The organism is Chryseobacterium sp. UNC8MFCol, assembly GCF_000482305.1.
Classification (GTDB): domain Bacteria; phylum Bacteroidota; class Bacteroidia; order Flavobacteriales; family Weeksellaceae; genus Chryseobacterium; species Chryseobacterium indologenes.
Genome location: NZ_AXUZ01000004.1, coordinates 93,496 through 115,413 on the forward strand (window position 1 = coordinate 93,496; position 21,918 = coordinate 115,413).

Below are 21,918 nucleotides of genomic sequence, written 5' to 3' on the forward strand. Positions count from 1 at the left end.
AGTATTGATTTTATTCTAACTCCTCATCAGTAACTGAGCTTACGTGGTATGTTTTTAAACATTTTGAAGATGACCGGCTATAAGGTTTAACCGTAATAAAGCCAAGCTCTAAAGTGTGTATACTGATTGAAATAAAGTGGGCCTCTGGACACTAAAACAATGAACTTTACAGCAATATATACAGACCGGAAATCTTTGAAATTTGTATTATGATTTTAAAAAAGATACAATGAATAAAACAATTCTGATTACAGGAGCAGCAAGTGGATTCGGAAAGATTGCCGCTTTCGATCTTGCTAAGAAAGGGCATAAAGTAATTGCCACTGCACAGGTTTATCCTCAAATGAGTGATCTGATCCGTGAAGCCAAAGAACTGGGAATCGACCTGACCGTTGATAAACTTGATGTAACCAGTTCTACAGATATTGCTTATATCTTGAAAAAGTATGACATTGATATTTTAATAAGCAATGCAGGAATTATGGAAGGAGGGCCTATAGCCGAACAACCAATAGAATTAATCCGTTCCATGTTTGATGTTAACGTATTTGGGGGACTGGAACTGGCTCAGGGTTTTGTTAAAAAATTTATTGAACAGAAAAAAGCCGGTAAGATTGTGTTTACCACATCGATGGGAGGTCTCTGGACGGTACCTTATGTTGCTGCTTATTGTGCTTCAAAACATGCGATGGAAGCTATTGCCGAGGGTTTAAAAACGGAACTTGCCCCTTTTAATATCAAAATCGCGACCTGCAATCCTGGAGTATTCGGTACAGGTTTCAATGATAGAGGGGTAGATTCTATATTCCGTTGGTATGATCCTGCTATCAATTTCACACCTGAATCAGCATTTGATGGCGCTGCAGAATCTCTTGCCCATCAGCTTGATCCACAATCTATGGCAGAGGTCATTGTAAATGTAGCATTGGATGAAAACAGCAACTTCAGAAATGTGCATCCGAAGGAAACAGAGGATTTTGTAAAACAACTTCAGGCAGAAGCCTGGACTGCAAAAAGCTAATGATATGGATTTAAGCTATGATCTCGCACAAAAGGCACTGCAATCTGCAGTAGAAAAAGCAAAATCACTGGGAATTCCGGTAAGTATCGCCGTGGTAGATAAAGGAGGCCACATAGTTGCTTTCGCAAGGCTCGACAGCGTGTATGGAGTGATAGAATTTGCGATAAAAAAAGCCCGTACAGCCGCTATGTTTGGAGTTGACAGTGATATGATGGGAAGTATTGTTGCCGGAGCAGAAATGCACGGATACGGTATGATTAACTCGAATGACGGTCTTTTAACCATCGCAGGCGGTGTGGTGATTAAAGATTATGATGGAAAAATCATGGGTGCTATTGCGTCTTCCGGCGGAAGTCCCGGACAGGATAAAGAAATTGCTTCAGCAGGAGCGTCTGTTATCGCTTAAATTTCAGATATTTGTACGATGGAAAAGACTTCTGAAATCATATTTGACAAACTGGTATATTCTTGTGCTTTTGAATCTTACAAAGGGCATGAGGAGTTCATTCCTGATCATTTTTTAGGATTTCAGCTGTCGGGAGAAACGCATGCTTTTCATGAGCAGGGTAAAACTGTAATTAAAGAAAATACTGTGGTTCTGGTCAGGAAAAATCAACTGATCAGGACCATAAAGTATCCTGCGAAAAATGAAAAATATCAGTTTCTTTCTATTACACTGGATGATGAAACCCTGAGGCAATATTCGGCGGAAAATAAAATTGTGACGGACGCGGCGTTTTCGGATAACCGACGGCTATTTTTTGAATCTGATGATTTTTTTAAAGCCTATTTTACGTCACTTATCCCGTATGTGTATAAAATGAAGGAAGTTCCTCCAAGGTTAGCCGTTTTAAAGGTAAAAGAAGCTATAGAACTTCTTCTTGAGACTGATCCTGATGTCAAAAATCTCCTGTTTGATTTTTCGGAACCTCATAAGATTGATTTGAAGGAATTTATGAACAAAAACTTCATGTTTAATGTATCAACAGAAGCTTTTGCAAGATTAACGGGTCGCAGCCTGTCAGGTTTTAAAAGGGATTTTAATAAGATATTCAATATGAGTCCTAAACAATGGTTGAAAGAAAGGAGGCTGAAGGAAGCCTATTATCTAATCAAAAACAGGAATCAAAAGCCTTCAGATATTTATCTTGATCTGGGATTTGAAAATTTGTCTCACTTCTATTATTCATTCAAGCAGAAGTACGGAATCACCACTACAGAGGTATAATGATTTACAATTTTGTCTCTGAAGTATGTTCTGTTTTCCATTAGATATGAGAGACAGCCAGTCTAAATAAATTTTTCTTAAAAATTAAACTTTCTACACACTGGGGCTCTATTTTTCAAAATCATAGAAATTGATCCCGATATTTTCATTCTTTATTTTTATAACTTTTGTAGGCAGCGGATAAAAAATAAATTCACCTGCGCCATTGATTTTGGCTTCCAGAAGGTGACCGGCCAGGGCTGTATAATCTGCTCTTCCAAGGGTAATGTGCAGATGAAGGGTTTGCCGGCCCGCGATCTCAGAAACATTTCCGGATATGTTCGTAACCTCCATTTGCTCATTGAAAGTCTTATCGACATAGTCTTTTGTGGCAGGATTAAAAAAACGGAGAGTAGCTTCGCTCACGGCACCTATTCCGGTAACTTCCCCGGCATAAATATCCTGGTTCCGGATAAAATCCGTTAAAGCTTCAACAATATTTGACTGATTGTCAACACTTACGATGTAAATAGAATCAACCTTTCTTGCTGACCAGCTATTTCCTCTAAGATTCTGTATTTCCATAGTATTAATTTTACTGATTTTTCTTTGATAATCCGGTATGAGATTTTTTAATAAATTTTCAGCATTATACAAAGCAATAATTGTGCATTATATAAAAAAAGATCATATACAAGAGCCTGGGAACCCCGGAGCTTTTATAACTCTACATCTAAATATCAGGCAAAGGTTTAATTTCTTATTTTACATTGTTGATCAAGCAAAGATTGGATTTACCATTATTGAGGTAGTAAGATTAACTCAACTTTTACACTCATCCTAAAAAACGGCCTCTATTAAATTTTTACTATAAGACCCCTGTAGTACTATAAAATTTACAGAAATTTGCATAAAATAAAAAATCAATGAAGATTGTAGATATTGAGCAATGGAACAGAAGGGAGCATTTTGAATTTTTCTCTAAAATGGCAAGCCCCTATTTGGGTATCACCACAGAAGTAGATTGTACCAAAGCTTACGAGACGGCGAAAACACAAGGTTATTCCTTCTTTGCCTATTATTATCATAAATCGATGGTTGCCGTGAATACCGTTGATGAATTGAAACTCAGAATTATCGATGGCAAGGTCATTTTGTTTGATATCGTACATGCAGGAAGTACGATCGGCAGGCCGGATGGCACTTTTGGTTTTTCATTTACCCATTTTTCGGAGGATTTTGAAATTTTCAATGCAGAACTACAGAAAGAAATAAAAGAAGTGCACGAATCATCGGGACTTCGTTTGAGCAATGAAAGGCTAGGGAAGAACCACATAAGACATACTACTATTCCATGGAATTCTTTTACGTCCATCCTTCATCCTACAGATTTCAATAACGGCGAATCGGTTCCGAAGATCTCTTTTGGTAAATTCAGTGTCCGGGAAGGAAAAAAGTGGCTTCCTGTCTCTGTCGAAGCTCACCATGGATTGGCAGACGGTATCCATCTGGCAAAATACCTGGAAGAATTCCAGCGACAACTAGATCTGTAGTGACTTCACTGTTTTAGCATCATTTTTCAGGTTTTACAAAGCTGCTATCATGACCCCGAAAATTGAGGAACAGTGAAAAACTTATTTTCAATACACAGAATTGGCCGGATCGTACATCGAATCCGGCTTTTTACATTTATTACATTTCCCGGGCCGTATTTACGAACCAAAAAGTATTATTCTTTACATACCACAAATCTTCTTTAAAATGTAAAAGTATTGATCAGGATCATAAAAAGTAAACCTAAATACCCGCTAAATTTACAACAGATTTAAAATGCCAGCCAAATAATCGGAAAGTGTTTATGGCAAACGATTATGATATTTTACCTAAAGACAGAACGTGGTATGTATGTGGTACACCATTTTAACAAAATTTTAATCATTTTTTCTTTCTTTGCCTTGCATAAAATGAGATAAAATTCAAATGTGTGAATATTTTAACACAATAATTCATTATCCACGACATAAACTGGGTGTTTTGCTGAATTATATTAAATAGAACTTATTGAATTTTGAATACATCAGAATAATTGCAATTCTTGTATAGTCTTTTAATATGCGAATTGAAATAAGAGAAAAGAATTTGTACTGTTGCACAAAAGCTGCGCATCAGAAATTAGTAGAGATGACAACGTATTATGAAAAACAAAAAAACTGAATCCAATCCAGAGGATTTGAACCAAAAGATTCTTGTACAAGATGAAATTATGGCTTTAGCAAAAGCAAATTCTCCCCGTCTGCTGAATAAATTCAGATTGGTCTATCCTGATTTTTTTGACAAGTTATCCGCCATACAGCCTAACCTCAAAAACTCTGAATTGATCTTTTGTATTTATCTTAAGCTCAATATGACGACCAAAGAAATAGCAACCTATATTTTTGTAACTCCAAAAGCAATACAAAACAGGAAAAACCGGCTGAGAAAAAAGCTGAATATTCCTTCGGAATTTGATATCTATAAATGGTTTAATGCAATTTAAACCATTTTTTAGGCTTCAATTACAGCCTGATCCAAATCATGATAAAGAAGTATTTTCCAGCGGTCTTGGGCCGCTTCTTTTTCCCATTTGAGCCTTAATTCCATTGCTTTTCTGCCGTCAAAATCACTTTTATAGGCTACATGATATTTTAAATAGGAAGATTGCGGAAGATCATCTGCTCCGTAGAATACCGTTTCACCGTTTTCTCTGATCCAGAAAACCTGCATAAAAGGCGTATGTCCGCCAACCACTTCATATGAAATCTCGTTAGTAATTTGTCCCTGATCTTCATCCATCCAGATGATATTGGGCAAGGCAATAAGTTTTTCCAGAACATCAAAATCAAATGAAGGATTGCCTTTGTTTTCCAGAGCAAAATCAAGTTCACGTCTTTGGATGTACATTTTGGCATTGGGAAAGGTAGCTTCAAAGCCTTCATCCGTCACCTGAACTGCACCGTCAATATGATCTTTATGGAGATGAGAAAATAACAGTTTTGTGATCTGGCCGGGATTGATGTTTTCTTTGTGGAGAATTCCGGAAACGACAGATGTACCGTCTTGATTTTTCCAGCCAATACCTGCATCCAGGAGAATATAATCATTTTCAGTAATGATAAGAAAGGGTTGTACAGACATTTTTATCCCTTTTACCGTATCAAAGCTTTCATCTGTTAAAAGGCTAAAATCTTTGGTTTTGCTTGCGGAGAAATTGCCTTCTTTAAGCGGAATAATTTTCATCCTGCAAATTTCCTCAATATTTCCCACATGCAAAAGGATTTTCATCGATATATACCATCCATAAAAACAATCAAAAGCTTACCAGCTATTCAGGCCGTTTTCCAGTGCTTTTGTATAATTTTCCTGATCGAAAGAGTAGAGGTCGGGAGATTTGTGGGCTCCGCCACGTCTTTGTTCTTCTAGTTTTTTAAGTATTCCCAGATTTTTAATTTTTCGGTAAAAGTTTCCGCGGTTAAGTTCTTTTCCTAAAATGGCTTCATAAAGTTTTTGCAGTTCCGGAAGGGTGAATTTTTCAGGAAGTAAATTGTAACCAATAGGTTTGTATGAAATTTTTTCCCGTAAGGTAAGGAGGGCTTTTTCTATAATTTCCCGATGATCCATCGCCAGATCAATTTCCGGAAGCTGCTTCAGATATACCCATTCACATATTTCACTGATTTCATCAGCCACCGGATTGATTTCTGAAGAATTTGACAAGGCATAATATCCCACCGAAATGAATCGCTGCTTCTGAAACAGGCTGTCATCAAAATCCTCAAAATAAAATTCACTCCGGTTTTTCTTCCCAAAAACTGCGAATTCCTCAAGAAAAACATTCGTAACACCGGCTCTCGATTTTAAAATTCTTATCACAGCCTCGTCCAGATCTTCATCTTTTCCCACATAGCCACCGGGTAAAAGCCATTGTTTTTTATAGTGCATCTTGGCAAGCAATACTTTTAACTCATTTTTATCAAATCCGAAAACCACCGGGTCGGCAGAAATATGTGGAATGAAAATATCTTTTGCCTCCACAGATCTTTTGAGAAGCTGTTTTTGTGAATCTAGATCATTCATACAGTAGGTGTTGTTCCACAAAAGTAAAAATAAATTCATATAAATTTCAGAAATACTTTATTTACGCCTATTATAACAACTTTTTTCTATGAATTGACTCTGTAAAATCTATGAGAATATATATCCTTTCTTTATTTTATTAACTACCTTTGAGCTCTTAAAAACTGATAGTAATCTATTTATCATCAATTTATAGTGATACAATAAAATTCCGATTTTCAACATGCAGGTAAATTCTACCCATATTTCACGGGCTGTAATCTGGCTGATGGCCATTATTTCAGGGCTCGTTGTCGCCAACAATTATTACAACCAGCCTTTACTGGCCCTTATTTCAGAAGATCTGAACGTTTCTGAAACTGCTGCCAGCAGGATCTCTGTACTTACACAAATCGGCTATGCCTTAGGATTATTATTAATTGTACCTCTAGGCGATAAATTTTACCGTAAAAAATTAATTCTCATTGATCTAATTCTTGTTTTTGGAGCTCTGTTATGGATGACATTTGCCACTGAGCTCTGGATGTTATACGCCGCAAGCCTATTAATTGGGGCTACTTCAGTGATTCCTCAGCTGTTTGTTCCGATTGCTGCAGAACTCTCTTCGGATAAAGAAAAATCCGGGAATATCGGTCTTGTGATGTCAGGATTATTGCTGGGCATTCTGCTGTCCCGTTTTGTAGGAGGAATTGTAGGTGAAGTATGGGGATGGAGGGCCATGTTCGGAATAGCCGCGGGGCTAATGGTTTTCGTTTGGCTCGCCGTTTATAAAATGCTTCCGGAACTGCACCCAAATTTTAAAGGAACGTATAAAGAATTGATGCAATCTGTCGCCCACCTGGCCAGAACACAACCTATTCTCCAACTGGCAGCTTTCCGTGGGGCAATGGCCTTTGGATCGATGTGTGCATTGTTTACCACATTGGTTTTCCATATGGAGAAACCTCCTTTTAATGCGGGTTCTTCTGTGGTGGGAAGTTTTGGATTAGCAGGAGCGGTTGGAGCCTTAGCTGCTGCTAAAGTAGGCAAATTGCAAAAATACTTTGATATCAACCGGATTATCCTTTACTCTTTACTCATCGTGATTGGAAGCTGGGGCTTTACTTATTTTGCAGGAGAGACCTATTGGGGACTGATTGTAGGCGTAATCCTGGTAGACCTTGGAGTACAGTCAAGTCATATTATGAATCAGACCAATTATTTTCTTATAAAATCTAATGCTGTGAACCGGTTGAATACCGTTTATATGGTAGCATACTTTATTGGTGGATCTCTTGGAACTTGGCTGGCTTCAATAGCCTGGCAAAAAGCCCAATGGACGGGAGTTTGCTTTATAGGAGCCCTATTTGGAGTTCTGGCCCTGATTGCTCATATATTGTTTGCTCAAAAGGTCAATAAATCCTGATTCAGTAGGGTTTCATGATATTTGCCCCAAATTCAGGAATGATCTTATTCCTGAATTTGGGGCAAAAAATATACAATCCTTTTGGTTTAAAAAGATTTTTCTTCTAAAGCTTCCGAAATCTGGATTAAATCACTGTGTTTTCCTCTTCATTCGCTCAACAGCTTCCATATTGGAATAAGCTCTCTTACCATCTCTGTAAGTTCATAATCTACCCGAAGAGGAATCAATGCGTACACTGTTCTTTTTACCGAACCTTCTTTTTCCATTCGTTACAAAAGGTGTAGAGTTTACCCCATGGATAGCGTAAGTTTTTGAAAGGTCCGCTTATCCGATGATGTTGGCAAGAAATAGGGTTGAGGGAAAAGACAGGATAATTTCTATGTGTAAATATTAAACTGTAACAAATTTTATTACATTAAAATAATTTTGTATCTTTGTTCCTTTAAATTATATAAAATACATCCAATGAAAATAGAAATATGGTCGGACGTTATGTGTCCGTTTTGTTATATCGGAAAAAATAATTTTGAACAGGCATTAGAAAAATTACCATTCAAAGACCAGGTAGAAGTAGAGTGGAAGAGCTTTCAGCTGGACCCAACATTAGAAGCGGATAAAACTCAGGATACCTTTCAGTATTTCAGAGAAAAAAAAGGATTTCCGGAAACTCAGGCTTCCCAAATGCTGAACCAGGTGACGCAGATGGGGAAAGATGTAGGGATTGATTTCAATTTTGAAAAAGCTTTGATCACCAATACATTCAAAGCCCATAAATTACTTCATCTTGCCAAAAAGTATAATAAATCAAACGAAATGGAAGAAGCTTTATTCATCGCTCATTTCATTGATGGTAAAAATGTAGGTGATAGTAATGTTTTGGTTTCTCTTGCCGAAAAATTAGGGATCAATAAAGAAGAAGCAATAAAGGCAGTAAGTTCTGACGAACTGGATTACCAAGTGAATCAGGATATTCTTGAAGCAAGAAACAATGGTATTTCAGGAGTTCCTTTTTTCGTTCTGAATGGAAAATATGCGGTTTCCGGAGCCCAGCCCGTTGCTGTATTTGAAGATGCGCTTCAGCAAACCTATAAAGAAAGTGTAAGTCCGCTTAAGGACCTTTCCGGTAGCAATGGCACTTCATGCGATGCTGACGGATGCAGTATTTAAAATTTATTGAGACCTCAAAACAATGTTTTGAGGTTTATTTTTGTGCGGAATTGATTGTTTCTGATAACTATCGTATCTTTGTAATGCAGTACCAACAGCTGCTTAAATCCTATATTTCAATGATAAAAATTAATCACGAAACACAATATCCTATAGCAGATACTCTTTTTGTTTTCGCTTTAGATTCTGAAGCAGGAACTGTATTTGACGATAAAAATAAATTAATTACTGGTATCGGAAAGGTAAATGCTGCCATCGAATTAACCAAAGAGATCCATACAAGAAAACCAAAACTGATTGTGAATTTGGGATCTGCAGGAAGTAAGGGTTTTCAAAAAGGAGAAGTAGTATGTTGTACCAAATTCATCCAGAGAGATATGGATGTAAGAGGACTGGGATTTAAACTTTATGAAACTCCGCTTTCCGGTGTACCGCCGGTACTGGAATATGGCTTGAAGATGGATGTTTTGAAAGAAGGGATCTGCGGTAGCGGTGATAGTTTTGAAATGAACCATTCCGAAACGGATTACAATATTGTAGACATGGAGGCCTATCCGTTGGCACTGATCGCTCAAAAAGAAAATATTCCGTTTTTATGTTTGAAATACATCTCTGATGATGCAGGAAGTGACGCAGCAGATGATTGGAGTGTGCAGGTACACCTGGCTTCAGAAGCCTTTAAAAAAATATTATTTTCATAAACTTTTATCCTATGACTTCTGTTACTATTAATAAAGCATCCCTGGAAGACCTGGAAATTATACAAACTTTGGGCATACAGACATTTTCCGAGACTTTTGCAGAAAACAATACCGAAGAGGCCATGAAAATGTATCTCGAAGAAAGCTTTAATACTGGAAAGTTACAATCTGAGCTTAATAATGCGGACTCTATTTTCTATATTGCCTGGGAAGAAGACAATCCAGTAGGATATCTGAAAGTCAATTCCGGAAAAGCACAGACCGAATTACAGGATGATACCAGTCTTGAAATTGAAAGGATCTATGTAAAGAAAAGTCATCATGGCAAAAAAGTAGGCCAGCTTTTATACAATCAGGCGCTGGAAACAGCTCAAAATCTCAAAAAATCCTATCTATGGCTGGGAGTCTGGGAAGAAAACCTGAGAGCCTTGAATTTCTATGAAAAGAACGGATTTGTAGTATTTGATAAGCATATTTTCAGACTAGGAGAAGAGGAGCAGATTGATTTGATGATGAAAAAAATACTGAAGTAAACCCTTCTACCACGAACATATGGGCTTCTTACAGCCCAAAATTCTATGTTCTATGTGGTTTTATAATTCTACCACATGTACACATAGATTTATATAAGTTATCAATGTATAATTTTATTCGTGCATTCGTAGCATAATATTTCACGCTGGAGACTAAACAGATCATATTGAGAAGATCTGCGTAATTTACAAAATCAGCCAGAACTAATAAAAACATCATGATAAAAGAAGCATTCAATCCTTGCGTCTTATGACATTCAAAAAACTTACGCCTTTAGGTATTTCCAACATATGAATCAATCGCTATTTTTAGAACAAATCAATCAATATTATCCTTTATCCGACGAGACGGCTGAAGCTCTGCTTGCTATTTGCACAGAAGAAAAGTACAGCAAAAATGATCTTCTGCTGGAAGCCGGTCATATGGCAAGGTATTACTATTTTTTACAATCCGGATTAATAGGTTATTATACTGTTGATGAACAAGGGGATTCTATCTACAAGACTTTCTTTGAAGAAAACAGCTTCGTGGCTTCCACTGCCGCTATTATCAAAAATGAGCCCAGTGATTTTAATATCATAGCTTTAGAAGATTGTGCTGTCATGCAATATCCTGTAAAGCCCTACCGTGAATTGCTTGAAAAACACCATGATCTGGCACTTTTTCACACCTATTATCTGGAGAAAAACTGGGTGGTAAAAAAAGAGCCATTAGAAGTTTCCCTTAAATATGAAACAGCCAAGAAACGTTATCTGCAATTGCTGGAAAACAAAAAGCTGTATAAAAGGCTCAAGCAGCATCATATCGCTTCTTATCTGGGAATCACCCCCACACAGCTCAGTCGCATTAAAAAAGAAATAAATTTATAAAGCTTCAACATATGTTGAGGCTTTTGTTCTTTTTTGGCTGCACCTTTGTATTGTCATAAGATAAGACACATTATATTTTTTGGAAAAGAAGAAATAACCCCATCTATTCTATACCTGGTTATCTGAAAACTTCCATTAAAATTTGTGCTCTGATATGATGTTTTTCATTAATTAAATAGTATAACAGCATGAAGAAGCTTATCAACATTGTGGTCATCCTGACCGCTTTTACACAAATGTCAGCTCAGAAAATTATTCATCAGGAAATTTTCAGTCCTAAAATGAATAAAAAAATCAAAACAATTATCATTACCCCCAATGTGCAACCCAAAACCACTTATCCGTCGGTCTATATCCTCCATGGATTCAGTGGTACTCCCGATAGGATTCTTAAAGAGGATATTCCGGATCTGGTTAAAAAAGCTCAGGAATATAAAACCATTTATATATTGCCGGACGGAAATTACAGTTCGTGGTATGTAGACAGTCCATTGGTTAAAGATTCACAATATCAGACTTTTATTGGTAAAGAGCTGGTAGAGTTCGTGGATAAAAACTATCCTGTTAAATCTGAAAAGAAATACAGGGGTATTTTAGGGTGGAGTATGGGTGGATACGGAGCTACTAATATCGGAGTTATATACAACAAAACATTCGGCATTGTCGGAAGTTCCTGTGGTGCGCTGGACTTCACGGTTTTCGGGGAAGGATATCAGAAATATATGGTTAATAAAGTTTTAGGTCCGTTGGAGTCAATCAATCCAACCTTTCTTACCGATAACAAAATAAAACTGATGGCAACGGCAGGCCAGCAATACATTTTCGACTGTGGTACCGAAGATACCCAGATGATTCAAATGAACAGAAATTTCCACAAAAAACTGACAGAAGCTAAAGTTCAGCATTTATATACAGAATCTTTAGGAGGTCACGTTACGGAATACTGGAGCAGATCATTATCTGAGCAATTATCTTTGTTTAACCGATTTTTTAAACAATAATTTCAGAAGGCTGACCCCATATCTTTTAGCTATGATGGGATTACTTATTTTTTTATTTAAATTTCATAAAAAATCCTTTTTAAGACGAGCTTAAAAAGGATTTACCATTTAGGACGATAAAAAAAAGTCTAATTAATACTACAAATGTTGAAAGTTCTTGCCTAAATGTTCTTCGATCACAAAAAACGGATCTTCAGTTAAGGTGTGTGCCCGCATATCGATCAGGCTCACTTTACTCATCATGCGAAGCATAATTCTTCTCTCACATGCTTGTTCAATGCCATCAATATTTCTTACTCCCGCACGGAAAGCAGATCTTCCGTGGGCGCATAAATGATTATTTACCAGGATAACATCTCCCGCCTGCGGCGTAAACCCCGAATAAATCAGATGTCTTGCGTCGTCCCAGAATTCCGTCAGGCACTGCCGGGCTTCAGCCGACTGTTTAATGCTAGGATTAAAAAGCTGTTCTGCAGCATCAAATCTCATAAATGGCAGCTTGTAATTCCCATATAAAACAGAATCCAGCGTTTCTTCCTCACTCTCACCGGTTTCCAGATTGGCATCCTTGGGAATTTTATACATCTTTTCAAACAGAGGTCTGTAATTTTCTCCGATAGATTCGTGAGAACGGATAGAATAGAGGGTGGAAGGTACCTGCTCTTCATTTCTCACGTACATAAAGCTCAGAAAATCTGCCTGATGTTTAAGGAAAGCATCTTCCGTATGCACATACAAATCGGTTGCAGAACCAGAACCCGTCTGTGTTTCACGCATCTTTTCATCCGGTATAATCGCATGGATTAATCCGCCTCCTTTACGTTGTGAATAATATTGTACAGGTTTCGACGGTAAAGCTCCGTGAATCAATGCGCAGGCAAAACCATACAGGTTAAACTTGGCATAATCCGCAGACTGCCAGTTGGGTGGAGTACTGCCCAACCTTTCCTGATCAATATCCATCAATCCCTGGAAAATCAAGGCTCCATATTGATTTTCTGAAAAATCGTTCGCAAAATCGGCCGCAATATGTAAAATTCTCTCGGGTAGAAAATAGGAAGCCATTTGATGCACATGCTTTATAAAGTCACGGTTTTCATAGCTTCCGTATTTTTTCTCCAGATGCTCCGCGGCATCTTTTATCATTCTTCGCTCCTGAGATGTGATCTCAATGACTGTAGGAAGCAGTTTTACTGCTGTCATACTGTCGTTATCTAAAATTTCTAAAGAATTCATTAAAAAAAATTTGGTGTTTAATAATAATTTTTATCTTTGTTTTTAATTATTCTAAATAACAATAGCGAGTTCAAATTTAGGAATAATTACTGAACCACCAAACAAAAAAAGAAAAAAATGACAAATTTAAAAACTTGACTGTCAGGCATATAATATCATATGTCGAAAAACCGCACACAATCTATTGATTTAAAAAATCACCTTACAAAAAATATATGAACAACAATTTTGCGCCCCTTGAAGAGGTTTCACACACTACTTCACCTCACATTTCGGGGAATTTTGGAAGTATTTTCCACCAGGACAATTATGATCATTATCGTAATGCAGTCAACAGCACTTTAGACCTTGTACAACAATTTCTTTACAGAAATGACAAGCCTTTCAGCGGAATCGAAGCCAAAGAAATGAAAGGAATGGTACAGGAGATCGATCTTAACCAAAAACTATCTACCTATAAAGAACTACTGAACGAAGTAGACGATATTTATGTAAAGCATGCCACTGCTTTTCATCTTCCACAATATGTTGCCCATTTAAACTGCCCGGTGGTGATTCCTGCTCTAGCGGGAGAAATTCTGGTAAGCGCCATCAATTCATCACAAGATACTTATGATCAGAGTGCCGGAGGAACATTTATGGAAAGAAAACTGATCGACTGGACAGCCGGTCAGTTGGGCTATAATACCAATGAAAGCGATGGTATTTTCACCGCTGGCGGGTCCCAAAGTAACCTGATGGGGCTCGTTATGATGCGTGATTGCTTTTCTCAGAAAAGGTACAATCACAATATAAAACTCGATGGGTTACCACAGGAAGCTAGCCGTTTCAGGATTTTCGTTTCCGATAAATCGCATTTCAGTAACCTGAAAAATGCTTCTATCATGGGTCTTGGTGAAAAATCAATCGTTAAGATACCTACCGATGACAGATTCCGTATGGATATTTCTCTGCTTAAAAAATATATTAAAAGAGAAGAACAACTGGGGAATATTCCTATTGGGATTGTGGCTACTGCCGGAACGACAGACTTTGGAAATGTAGATCCACTGGAAGATATTGCAAATATATCTGAACAGTACAACATCTGGATGCATGTAGACGCAGCGTACGGATGTGCGCTGCTTTTAAGCGAAAAATACCGTCATCTTCTGACAGGCATTGAAAGAGCAGATTCTGCAACGATAGATTATCATAAATCCTTTTTCCAGCCGATCAGCAGCAGTGCTTTTATTGTTAAAAACAAAAAAGAACTGTTAATCCTTAAACATCATGCAGACTATCTGAATCCTAAAGAAATGGATGAAGAGGAAATTCCTGCACAGATCAATAAATCCATTACGCAGAGTACCCGAAGATTTGACGCGTTAAAACTTTGGTTTACCCTGAGAATGATGGGAAAAGAGCAGCTAGCAGAATATACGGACACCGTGATCGACCTTACAAAAGATGCTGCATCGATGATCGATGAAGATGCTGATTTTGAATTGCTTTCAGATTCTGATTTAAGCGTATTGGTTTTCAGATACGTAAGACCTGAGATTACAGATCTCAATGCTTTGAATCAATATATCAAGATGAAACTGTTTTACAGTGGAGAAGTATTGGTTGCCAGTACAAAAGTTGACGGAAATTTCTACCTGAAATTTACCTTCCTCAACCCGATTACCACCACAGAAGATATTCACGGAATTCTTACTAAAATCAAAAAACATGGAGAAAACTTTGGTACAGAAAACTAAGTGGAAAGAAAAAGCTGAAGCAATAACATTCCGCATTTTACTGAACGGAATGCTCAGAGAGCTTGGAAACGGAAAATTTTATCAGGGAATTCCTGTCTATGACCCGTTAACAGCTGAAGCGCTAAAAAATACGGGTTATTCGTTGCATATGAGGTTTGAGCTGAAAAAAAGCGGGATCTTTTTATTTGCGCCGGTAACATATCGTTCTGAAAGCCCTTTCCATGAATATGGATTCCCGGTTTGGGCGGTCGATCATCAAAACCAGAAAATTTTTGAAGTCAATGCTGAACAATTGATTTCATTAGTGTATAAAGAGTTTTCTGATACTTCGACAGAGGCAGGGCTTCAGCGTTTCAAGGACCGGATTTTAAGCAATCTGAAGAATCTGGAAGAAACATTAGCCTGTTCGAAAGATCAAAACAGCTTATCCTATTCATTTATAGAATCTGAACAGCTTCTTCCAGTTGGTCATAACCTTCATCCTTTCACCAAATCTAGGATGGGATTTTCAGAAGAGCAACAACAGGCCTATTGCCCGGAATTTGGAAAAGGATTCCAGCTTGACTATTTCCTGGTTAACAGGAATTTGGTCACTGAAAGATCTTTACCCGGTATCTCAGCACAGGAAATTATCGGAAAACTGATTCCTTCAGAGGAAAAACTCAGTAAAAAATACCTTAAAGAAGGTGAAAACACAAATGACTATTATATCCTTCCCGCTCATCCGTGGGAAGCTCAATATCTTTTAGATTCAAAAGAATACTCCGATTTGTTTGAATCCCGAAAAATAATACATATCGGAGCCAGAGGTGAAGACTTTTATGCAACTTCTTCCATCAGAACGGTATACAATCCTGATTTCAGGTGGATGTTTAAGTTCTCTTTGCATGTACTGATGACAGGTTCCGTAAGAACCAACAGTCTGAAAGATCTGAAAAGAGGCTATGCGTCAGCAATTTGGTGGGAAGATGTGCGTCCTTCCTTTGAGGAAAACTATAAAGATTTCAAACTTCTGCTGGAACCAGCAACGATAAGTGTTGATTTTGAAGGTAAAAATATCGACAGTTTTAACACACTGATCAGAGAAAATCCATTCTCACCGAAGGATAGAGTATTATTACTGGCCAGGTTATGTCAGGATGAGCCTTCTTCTGCAACGGGTTTTGCCACTCATTTTTTTGAAAATGTTATTCAGAATATGGGGCTGGAAGGAGAGGAAGCGGTCATGTTATGGTTTGAAAAATACATCAAACTACTGCTGTCTCCTTTAAATAAATTATTCAACACCTTCGGAATGGCCCCGGAAGTTCATCAGCAAAACCTGATGATCGAACTGGATGAAAGCCTTCTTCCGAAAACAATTTGGGTAAGAGACGGACAAGGATATCTTTTACGGGAAAGCAGTAAAAACCAATACGAAAATCTGATTAAAAAGTATCCTGAAATAGAGGAACTTTTCATCCGCGATGAACGTCTCCTTGATATTATCTCGCATCACCTGCTGGTAAGCAATCTTTCAGCCCTGATCAGCTCAATCGGTAAAACCGGACTGGCAAACGAAAGGTCATTGATCGATATTCTTTATCAGGAATTTGAGTATCTGCATATACATAAACCATCTGCATTGACTGATTATGCTTTGAATCAAAGGTATTGGTCCGTGAAATCAAATCTTCATTCTGCGGTAATGAATGTAGATGGCGGAGTGAATGCAGCAGCGGTTTCATATGCTAAAGTTCCTAATCTGCTGCATCTGTATTTCTTCTCGGATCAGCTTATCCAGCCTGAAGGAGCAGATGTTTTTTTCAAACGCTATTTCCCGAAGGAAGACGTCACCATGAGTATACGGCCCATTGATCTCGAAAATGACCTTGAAATGCTGCATGAATGGTTTAATCGTGAGCACGCCGTAAAAATATGGCAGATGAACTGGCCGATCGATGAGCTTGAAACCTACTATCGACTGATGCTTCCAAGCCAGGAAGCCCACAGCTATATTGTATTGAGCAATGATGAGCCTTCCTGTAATATTGAGATCTATTGGGCATCCAGAGATATGGTAGGAGACTATTATGATGTACTGCCTACAGATTATGGAACGCATCAGTTTATTGCTCCGGTGGATCCGAAAAAGAAATATGTATCACCTTCCACGCAATCTATGGTCGACTATGTTTTTGCTCAGCCTGAGGTAGGTAAAATGGTAGGAGAGGGCTCGGTAGATTCACTCGCTTCCATGATGAATAAGGCCCACGTCGGTTTCAAAGTAGAAAAAGTGATTGAAATGCCCCATAAAAAAGCAAACCTCAACTTCTGCTACAGAGAATGGTACTGGGAAAAATTCCCTCAAAACAAAAATGTAAAAATCACCACCAACATCACAGAACATGAATAACGAAACTGTATATAACGTCATAGGAATAGGTATCGGCCCCTTTAATTTAGGTCTTGCAGCATTATCCCATCCCATTTCCGAATTGAAAACCCTCTTTTTGGATCAAAGAGATGGCTTTGACTGGCATCCGGGATTGATGATCGACCATGTGACCCTGCAAACCCCTTTTTTATGTGATTGTGTTTCCATGGCAGATCCAACCCATCCGTTAAGCCTTTTAAATTACCTTAAAGAAACCGACAGGCTGTATAAGTTCTTTATCCGTGAAAACTTCTTCATTCCACGAAAAGAATACAACCGCTATTGCCAATGGGTGATAAAACAATTGCCTGAATGCCGTTTTTCAACACAGGTAACGGATATTGAGTATGAAAACGGTATTTACCTTGTTTCTACAATTGATACAAAGACCAAAGAAAAACAGGTTTTCAAAACGGAAAGACTTGTCCTTGGAACGGGAACACAGCCGCATATTCCTTCTTTTATTCCTAAAAATGATGCCCGAATCATCCATACCAGTTCCTATTTATACCGAAAGGAAGAATTACTGTCTCAAGGTAAAAAGATTGCTATAATCGGTTCTGGACAAAGTGCTGCTGAGGTTTTTTATGATCTTCTTCAAAGCAGAGATGAAGACACGCAATTGGGATGGTACTCCCGTCCTGACAGGTTTTTCCCTATGGAATACTCAAAGCTGACACTGGAGCTGACTTCGCCTGATTATGTGGAATATTTCTACAGCAGAAGTGAAGAGGCCAGAAAAACAATTTTAAGCAAGCAGCAGGCCCAGTTTAAAGGGATTAATTATGACCTCATCAATGATATTTACGATTTTATCTACGATCTGAATATTGATAACGCAGATCCGAAGTTGACGATCATACCTAACAGCCAGCTTGACAGGGTTAATAATGAAAGCCCGGAATCTCTTTATCTTGAATTCACACAGCAGGAACAGGCAGTTCCCTACGAACAGGCAGCAGATTATCTGATTCTCGGCACGGGATATCGTTATCATGAACCTTCATTCCTTAAAAATATACAATCAAGAATAAAAAGAGATTCTAACGGCTTATTTGCAGTAAACAGGAATTATTCCATTGATGAAAACGGAGGAGAAATTTATGTGCTGCACGCAGAAGTACACACCCACAGCTACATTTCCACAGATCTTGGAATGGCAGCCTATCGTAATTCTTTTATCATCAACGATATCCTTGGAAGAGAGCATTATAAAGTGGAAAAGAAAATCGCTTTCCAGGATTTTGATGTAGAGAAATACGCTGAATTACCAATCGCAAAAATATAACAGAAAATGAACACCCATTTAGAATATACAATCAGCCAGGAAAACTGGAATGAGGCCAACAGAAACCTTATGGCCAAAACTATTGCAGAATTAATGCATGAAGAATTACTAAAACCTGTTGCAACATTTCAGGACGATGAAGACTTTACGGTTTTTACACTTGAAACAGGAGTGGAGGTTATTCAATACACCTTCCGTGGCCAGGAAAGAATGATGGACTACTGGCATATTGACAAAGACAGTATCACCAGAATGGAAAATGGAGAAAAACAGCCTGTTGTAGATGTTGCAGCCTTTTTTCTTGAAATGCAGTCGGTTTTTGACCTTGATCCATACACCATCGCAAGATACACCGAAGAATTATTGCACACTTTATACTGTGATGCCATGATTCTGGCTAAAGGAACAATGACTTCACAGGATCTGGCAGCTTCGGACTATCAAACTATAGAACATCACATGACAGGGCATCCCTGGGTCATTGTGAACAAAAGTAGACTGGGCTTTTCACCTCGTGATTTGCAGGCATTTGCTCCCGAATCTGATCAAAACCTGAAGGTTTTATGGCTGGCTGCTCACCGTAGCAGATCTGCATTCCAATCCCTGGATTCTATTGACAGAGAAGATTTCTACCGCTCTGAAATAGGCCCCGAATGGTTTGATCAGTTCAAACAAAAACTGACCGCTCAGGGAAAATCTGTAGAAGATTATCATTTTATTCCTGTTCATCCATGGCAGTGGGAGCATAAGCTGAAGATTCATTTTGCTGGCGATATTGCCTCAGGACTGCTGATCCGGCTGGGAGAAGGAAATGATGTTTACAGCCCGCAGCAAAGTATCCGTACTTTATTCAATGCGGATCATCCTGAAAAAAGATACTTAAAAACAGCGGTTTCCATTTTAAGTACCGGAAATATCAGGGGATTATCACCGAAACAGATGAAAATTGCTCCTGCAATTACAGCATGGGTAAAAAGTTTGATTAAAGGTGACACTTACCTTGATCATAAAGGAACTATTTTCCTGGGAGAAGAGGCTTCTATTGCTTATTTACATCCTCAGTACGGAGCTATTGCCAACGTACCTTATCAGTACAATGAATTCCTGGGAGCTCTTTGGCGTGAAAGTGCCGAAAACTATCTGAAATCAGATGAAGAAATGGTAACAATGGCCTCCCTGTTGTATGTGGATAAGAACGGGACACCGCTGGTTCAGGCATTCGCAGAAAAAGCAGGAATGACGATCAGAGAATGGATCACCCAATATCTGGATGCTTACCTGACACCGCTGCTTCATATTTATTATACCCATTCATTGTGTGTAACGCCTCATGGTGAGAACATTATGGTAGTTTTAAAGAACGGAGTGCCACAAAGAATCGTGATTAAAGATTTCGTGGATGATATCGTTCTTACCACAGAAGCCAGAGAAAAACTCCCTGCACACCTTGCGGATGGTCTTATCCAGTCTTCAAACAAGGAGAATGTTCCTTTGTTTATTCTGTTAGGCGTTTTTGATGCTTTCTTCAGATATTTATCCAATGTTCTTCATACCTATTCAGAATTTGAAGAAGAGACGTTCTGGACCCTTGTTCATGATTGCATTGAAAGTTATAAAAATGACAATCCTCATCTGCAGGAAAGATATACTAAATATGACCTGTATGTTCCGGCATTCAAAAGGTTCTATATCAACAGTCTTCGTTTGAAAAATAACGGGTACAGCGAAAATAAAGCATTTGCGATTCCGAGAAAGGATGGAGCCTTACCAAACCCTTTACATCAGATTACCAACAAAAACTCTGTAGCAGCATTATGAGGAAATTCCTGCATATGCTAAAGGAAGGAACGGTTTTTACCTACGGAGCTCTCGCCGGAAAAAAGGTGGAGCTGACATCGGGAAGTATCAACCGTTCTATCTTTAGTTTAGCCATTCCAATGGTGATGGAATTGGTGATGGAGTCTGTTTTTGTAAGCGTCAATCTCCTGATTATCGCCAGATTGGGGGATAAAGTATTGGGGCTTGTGGGAATTACAGACAACTACATCAATTTTGCCTATGCTATTGCAGTAGGACTTGGAATTGCTGCAGCAACTCTTGTGGCCAGAAGGGCAGGTGAAAAGGATACCGAAGGAATGGGCAGAACGGCTCACTATATTATCCTTTTAGCTTTTTTCTTCGCCGTTTTGATCGGGGGAATTTCCTGCCTGTTTGCCTCGGAAATTGTTGGGTTCCTCGGGATCAGTACAGATGTCGTAACCGATGGATTATCATTTTCGCGTCTGGTATTTCTAAGCATCGGATTGGTTATTCTAAGGCTTTCCATAAACGGACTCTTCAGAGGAGCCGGGGATGCCGATCTTGCGATGAAGTCATTATGGTTATGCCATATTTCGAATATTGTTTTTGCCGTAGTTCTTGTTTTCGGTGTGGGATTTATTCCTGCTTTCGGATTAATGGGACTGGCCTATGCAACGATTTTATCGAGGCTATTAGCTGTCATCTATCAGTTTTTCATTTTGCTTTCGGGTAAAACGAGTATTAATATCCTGATGAAATTCCATCTGGACATTCCTCTGCTCAGAAAAATACTGAAAATAGCCTTTGGCGGATTGGTACAGTACATCATTCCAACTTCCAGCTGGCTGATTATGGTGAAAATCATTTCCACTTTCGGAACGACAGCATTGGCAGGATATATCATTGCGCAGCGTATTGCTTCAGTAGCGACGATGCCTGCCTGGGGAATCGGAAATGCTGCTGGAGTTCTTACAGGACAAAATCTGGGCGCCGGAGATCCCGACCGAGCTGAAAAAACAGTCTGGCGGGCAGGAACCATCAATATGACCTATCTTATTGCTGTAGCCTTATTTTGGCAAATTGCAGCCGAATATGTAGTGAAATTTTTCACCACAGAAACTGAAGTGGCCAGATATGCTGTTCAGTACATTCATGTCGTATCTATGGCTTATCTCTTACTGGGCTTTACGATGGTGATCAGCCGTGCCCTTAATGCCGCCGGAAATATCATGCAGGTTACCATGCTTTATATCATTATGTTTTATGTCATCCAGCTTCCTCTGGCATACCTGCTGGGGGTAAGATTTCAATGGGAACTGACGGGCATATTTACCGCCATTGTCTCATCAGAAATAGTACTGGCCGTCCTTTTCTTAATGATTTTTAAAAACGGTAAATGGAAAACTATAAAAATTTAA

21 protein-coding genes are annotated in these 21,918 nt (G+C 38.5%); 16 read left to right on the forward strand and 5 right to left on the reverse strand.

The annotated features are described in order from the left end of the window. Positions 1 to 229 precede the first annotated feature (229 nt). From M030_RS0103575 to M030_RS0103585, 3 genes are read left to right on the forward strand one after another with little or no spacing between them, the layout of a single operon-like run. Positions 230 to 1,021, forward strand: coding sequence for an SDR family oxidoreductase (locus tag M030_RS0103575; protein WP_027372287.1), 792 nt, complete (start codon positions 230 to 232; stop codon positions 1,019 to 1,021). A gap of 4 nt (positions 1,022 to 1,025) precedes the next feature. Then, complete coding sequence (locus M030_RS0103580) at positions 1,026 to 1,427, forward strand: GlcG/HbpS family heme-binding protein (RefSeq protein ID WP_027372288.1); 402 nt, start codon at positions 1,026 to 1,028, stop codon at positions 1,425 to 1,427. A gap of 18 nt (positions 1,428 to 1,445) precedes the next feature. Then, the gene (locus M030_RS0103585) at positions 1,446 to 2,249 is read left to right on the forward strand and encodes a helix-turn-helix domain-containing protein (protein ID WP_027372289.1); all 804 of its coding nucleotides are present in this window, start codon (positions 1,446 to 1,448) and stop codon (positions 2,247 to 2,249) included. A gap of 108 nt (positions 2,250 to 2,357) precedes the next feature. On the opposite strand, the gene M030_RS0103590 is transcribed toward M030_RS0103585, so the two are convergent. Continuing rightward, entirely contained in the window at positions 2,358 to 2,813 is a 456-nt protein-coding gene (locus tag M030_RS0103590; protein ID WP_027372290.1) for a PPC domain-containing DNA-binding protein, read from the reverse strand. Between the two features lie 341 nt (positions 2,814 to 3,154). On the opposite strand from M030_RS0103590, the gene M030_RS0103600 reads away from it, so the two are divergent. Both M030_RS0103600 and M030_RS23670 read left to right on the forward strand, forming a co-directional pair. Beyond that, positions 3,155 to 3,781 carry a chloramphenicol acetyltransferase gene (locus M030_RS0103600; RefSeq protein ID WP_027372292.1) on the forward strand — a complete coding sequence of 209 codons (627 nt, stop codon included), beginning with the start codon at positions 3,155 to 3,157 and terminating at the stop codon, positions 3,779 to 3,781. A 641-nt stretch (positions 3,782 to 4,422) separates the two neighbouring features. Further along, the gene (locus tag M030_RS23670) at positions 4,423 to 4,764 is read left to right on the forward strand and encodes a helix-turn-helix transcriptional regulator (protein ID WP_051584861.1); all 342 of its coding nucleotides are present in this window, start codon (positions 4,423 to 4,425) and stop codon (positions 4,762 to 4,764) included. Between the two features lie 8 nt (positions 4,765 to 4,772). On the opposite strand, the gene M030_RS0103615 is transcribed toward M030_RS23670, so the two are convergent. Both M030_RS0103615 and M030_RS0103620 read right to left on the reverse strand, forming a co-directional pair. Then, a complete protein-coding gene (locus M030_RS0103615) occupies positions 4,773 to 5,504 on the reverse strand; it encodes an MBL fold metallo-hydrolase (protein ID WP_027372294.1) in 732 nt (243 codons plus the stop codon). A gap of 78 nt (positions 5,505 to 5,582) precedes the next feature. Further along, entirely contained in the window at positions 5,583 to 6,341 is a 759-nt protein-coding gene (locus M030_RS0103620) for an NUDIX hydrolase (RefSeq protein ID WP_027372295.1), read from the reverse strand. Between the two features lie 223 nt (positions 6,342 to 6,564). On the opposite strand from M030_RS0103620, the gene M030_RS0103625 reads away from it, so the two are divergent. After that, on the forward strand, positions 6,565 to 7,746 hold the full coding sequence (locus M030_RS0103625; protein ID WP_034722066.1) for an MFS transporter: 1,182 nt from the start codon (positions 6,565 to 6,567) through the stop codon (positions 7,744 to 7,746). 146 nt (positions 7,747 to 7,892) lie between these two features. Here the strand turns inward: M030_RS0103625 and M030_RS25215 are convergent, their stop codons facing one another. Further along, a complete protein-coding gene (locus tag M030_RS25215; protein WP_034722124.1) occupies positions 7,893 to 8,012 on the reverse strand; it encodes a winged helix-turn-helix transcriptional regulator in 120 nt (39 codons plus the stop codon). 199 nt (positions 8,013 to 8,211) lie between these two features. Here M030_RS25215 and M030_RS0103635 point away from each other — a divergent pair, with 199 nt between their 5' ends. The 5 genes from M030_RS0103635 (at position 8,212) to M030_RS0103655 (ending at position 12,018) form a co-directional block, all read left to right on the forward strand. Next, entirely contained in the window at positions 8,212 to 8,913 is a 702-nt protein-coding gene (locus tag M030_RS0103635) for a DsbA family protein (protein ID WP_027372297.1), read from the forward strand. A 119-nt stretch (positions 8,914 to 9,032) separates the two neighbouring features. Continuing rightward, positions 9,033 to 9,614: a nucleosidase gene (locus M030_RS0103640; protein WP_027372298.1), complete on the forward strand. Its 582-nt coding sequence runs from the start codon at positions 9,033 to 9,035 to the stop codon at positions 9,612 to 9,614. Between the two features lie 11 nt (positions 9,615 to 9,625). Beyond that, positions 9,626 to 10,147, forward strand: a complete 522-nt coding sequence (locus M030_RS0103645) for a GNAT family N-acetyltransferase (protein WP_027372299.1) — start codon at positions 9,626 to 9,628, stop codon at positions 10,145 to 10,147. Positions 10,148 to 10,438: 291 nt separating this feature from the next. Further along, the gene (locus M030_RS0103650; protein ID WP_027372300.1) at positions 10,439 to 11,017 is read left to right on the forward strand and encodes a Crp/Fnr family transcriptional regulator; all 579 of its coding nucleotides are present in this window, start codon (positions 10,439 to 10,441) and stop codon (positions 11,015 to 11,017) included. 188 nt (positions 11,018 to 11,205) lie between these two features. Further along, positions 11,206 to 12,018, forward strand: coding sequence for an alpha/beta hydrolase (locus tag M030_RS0103655; RefSeq protein ID WP_027372301.1), 813 nt, complete (start codon positions 11,206 to 11,208; stop codon positions 12,016 to 12,018). 138 nt (positions 12,019 to 12,156) lie between these two features. Here the strand turns inward: M030_RS0103655 and M030_RS0103660 are convergent, their stop codons facing one another. Next, complete coding sequence (locus M030_RS0103660; RefSeq protein WP_027372302.1) at positions 12,157 to 13,254, reverse strand: TauD/TfdA family dioxygenase; 1,098 nt, start codon at positions 13,252 to 13,254, stop codon at positions 12,157 to 12,159. A 215-nt stretch (positions 13,255 to 13,469) separates the two neighbouring features. Between M030_RS0103660 and M030_RS0103665 the strand changes: the two genes are divergently transcribed. Genes M030_RS0103665 through M030_RS0103685 form a run of 5 tightly spaced genes read left to right on the forward strand, consistent with a single transcriptional unit; the run spans position 13,470 to position 21,918 of the window. Further along, positions 13,470 to 14,996, forward strand: a complete 1,527-nt coding sequence (locus tag M030_RS0103665; RefSeq protein WP_027372303.1) for a pyridoxal phosphate-dependent decarboxylase family protein — start codon at positions 13,470 to 13,472, stop codon at positions 14,994 to 14,996. After that, a complete protein-coding gene (locus M030_RS0103670) occupies positions 14,968 to 17,391 on the forward strand; it encodes a GNAT family N-acetyltransferase (RefSeq protein ID WP_027372304.1) in 2,424 nt (807 codons plus the stop codon). The genes M030_RS0103665 and M030_RS0103670 overlap by 29 nt, the downstream gene beginning before the upstream one ends. Continuing rightward, positions 17,384 to 18,700, forward strand: coding sequence for a lysine N(6)-hydroxylase/L-ornithine N(5)-oxygenase family protein (locus M030_RS0103675; protein WP_027372305.1), 1,317 nt, complete (start codon positions 17,384 to 17,386; stop codon positions 18,698 to 18,700). The genes M030_RS0103670 and M030_RS0103675 overlap by 8 nt, the downstream gene beginning before the upstream one ends. Positions 18,701 to 18,706: 6 nt before the next feature. Continuing rightward, complete coding sequence (locus tag M030_RS0103680) at positions 18,707 to 20,518, forward strand: IucA/IucC family protein (RefSeq protein WP_027372306.1); 1,812 nt, start codon at positions 18,707 to 18,709, stop codon at positions 20,516 to 20,518. Further along, positions 20,515 to 21,918 (forward strand): MATE family efflux transporter, encoded by a 1,404-nt coding sequence (locus M030_RS0103685; RefSeq protein ID WP_027372307.1) that lies wholly within the window; start codon positions 20,515 to 20,517, stop codon positions 21,916 to 21,918. Before M030_RS0103680 ends, M030_RS0103685 begins: the two co-directional genes overlap by 4 nt.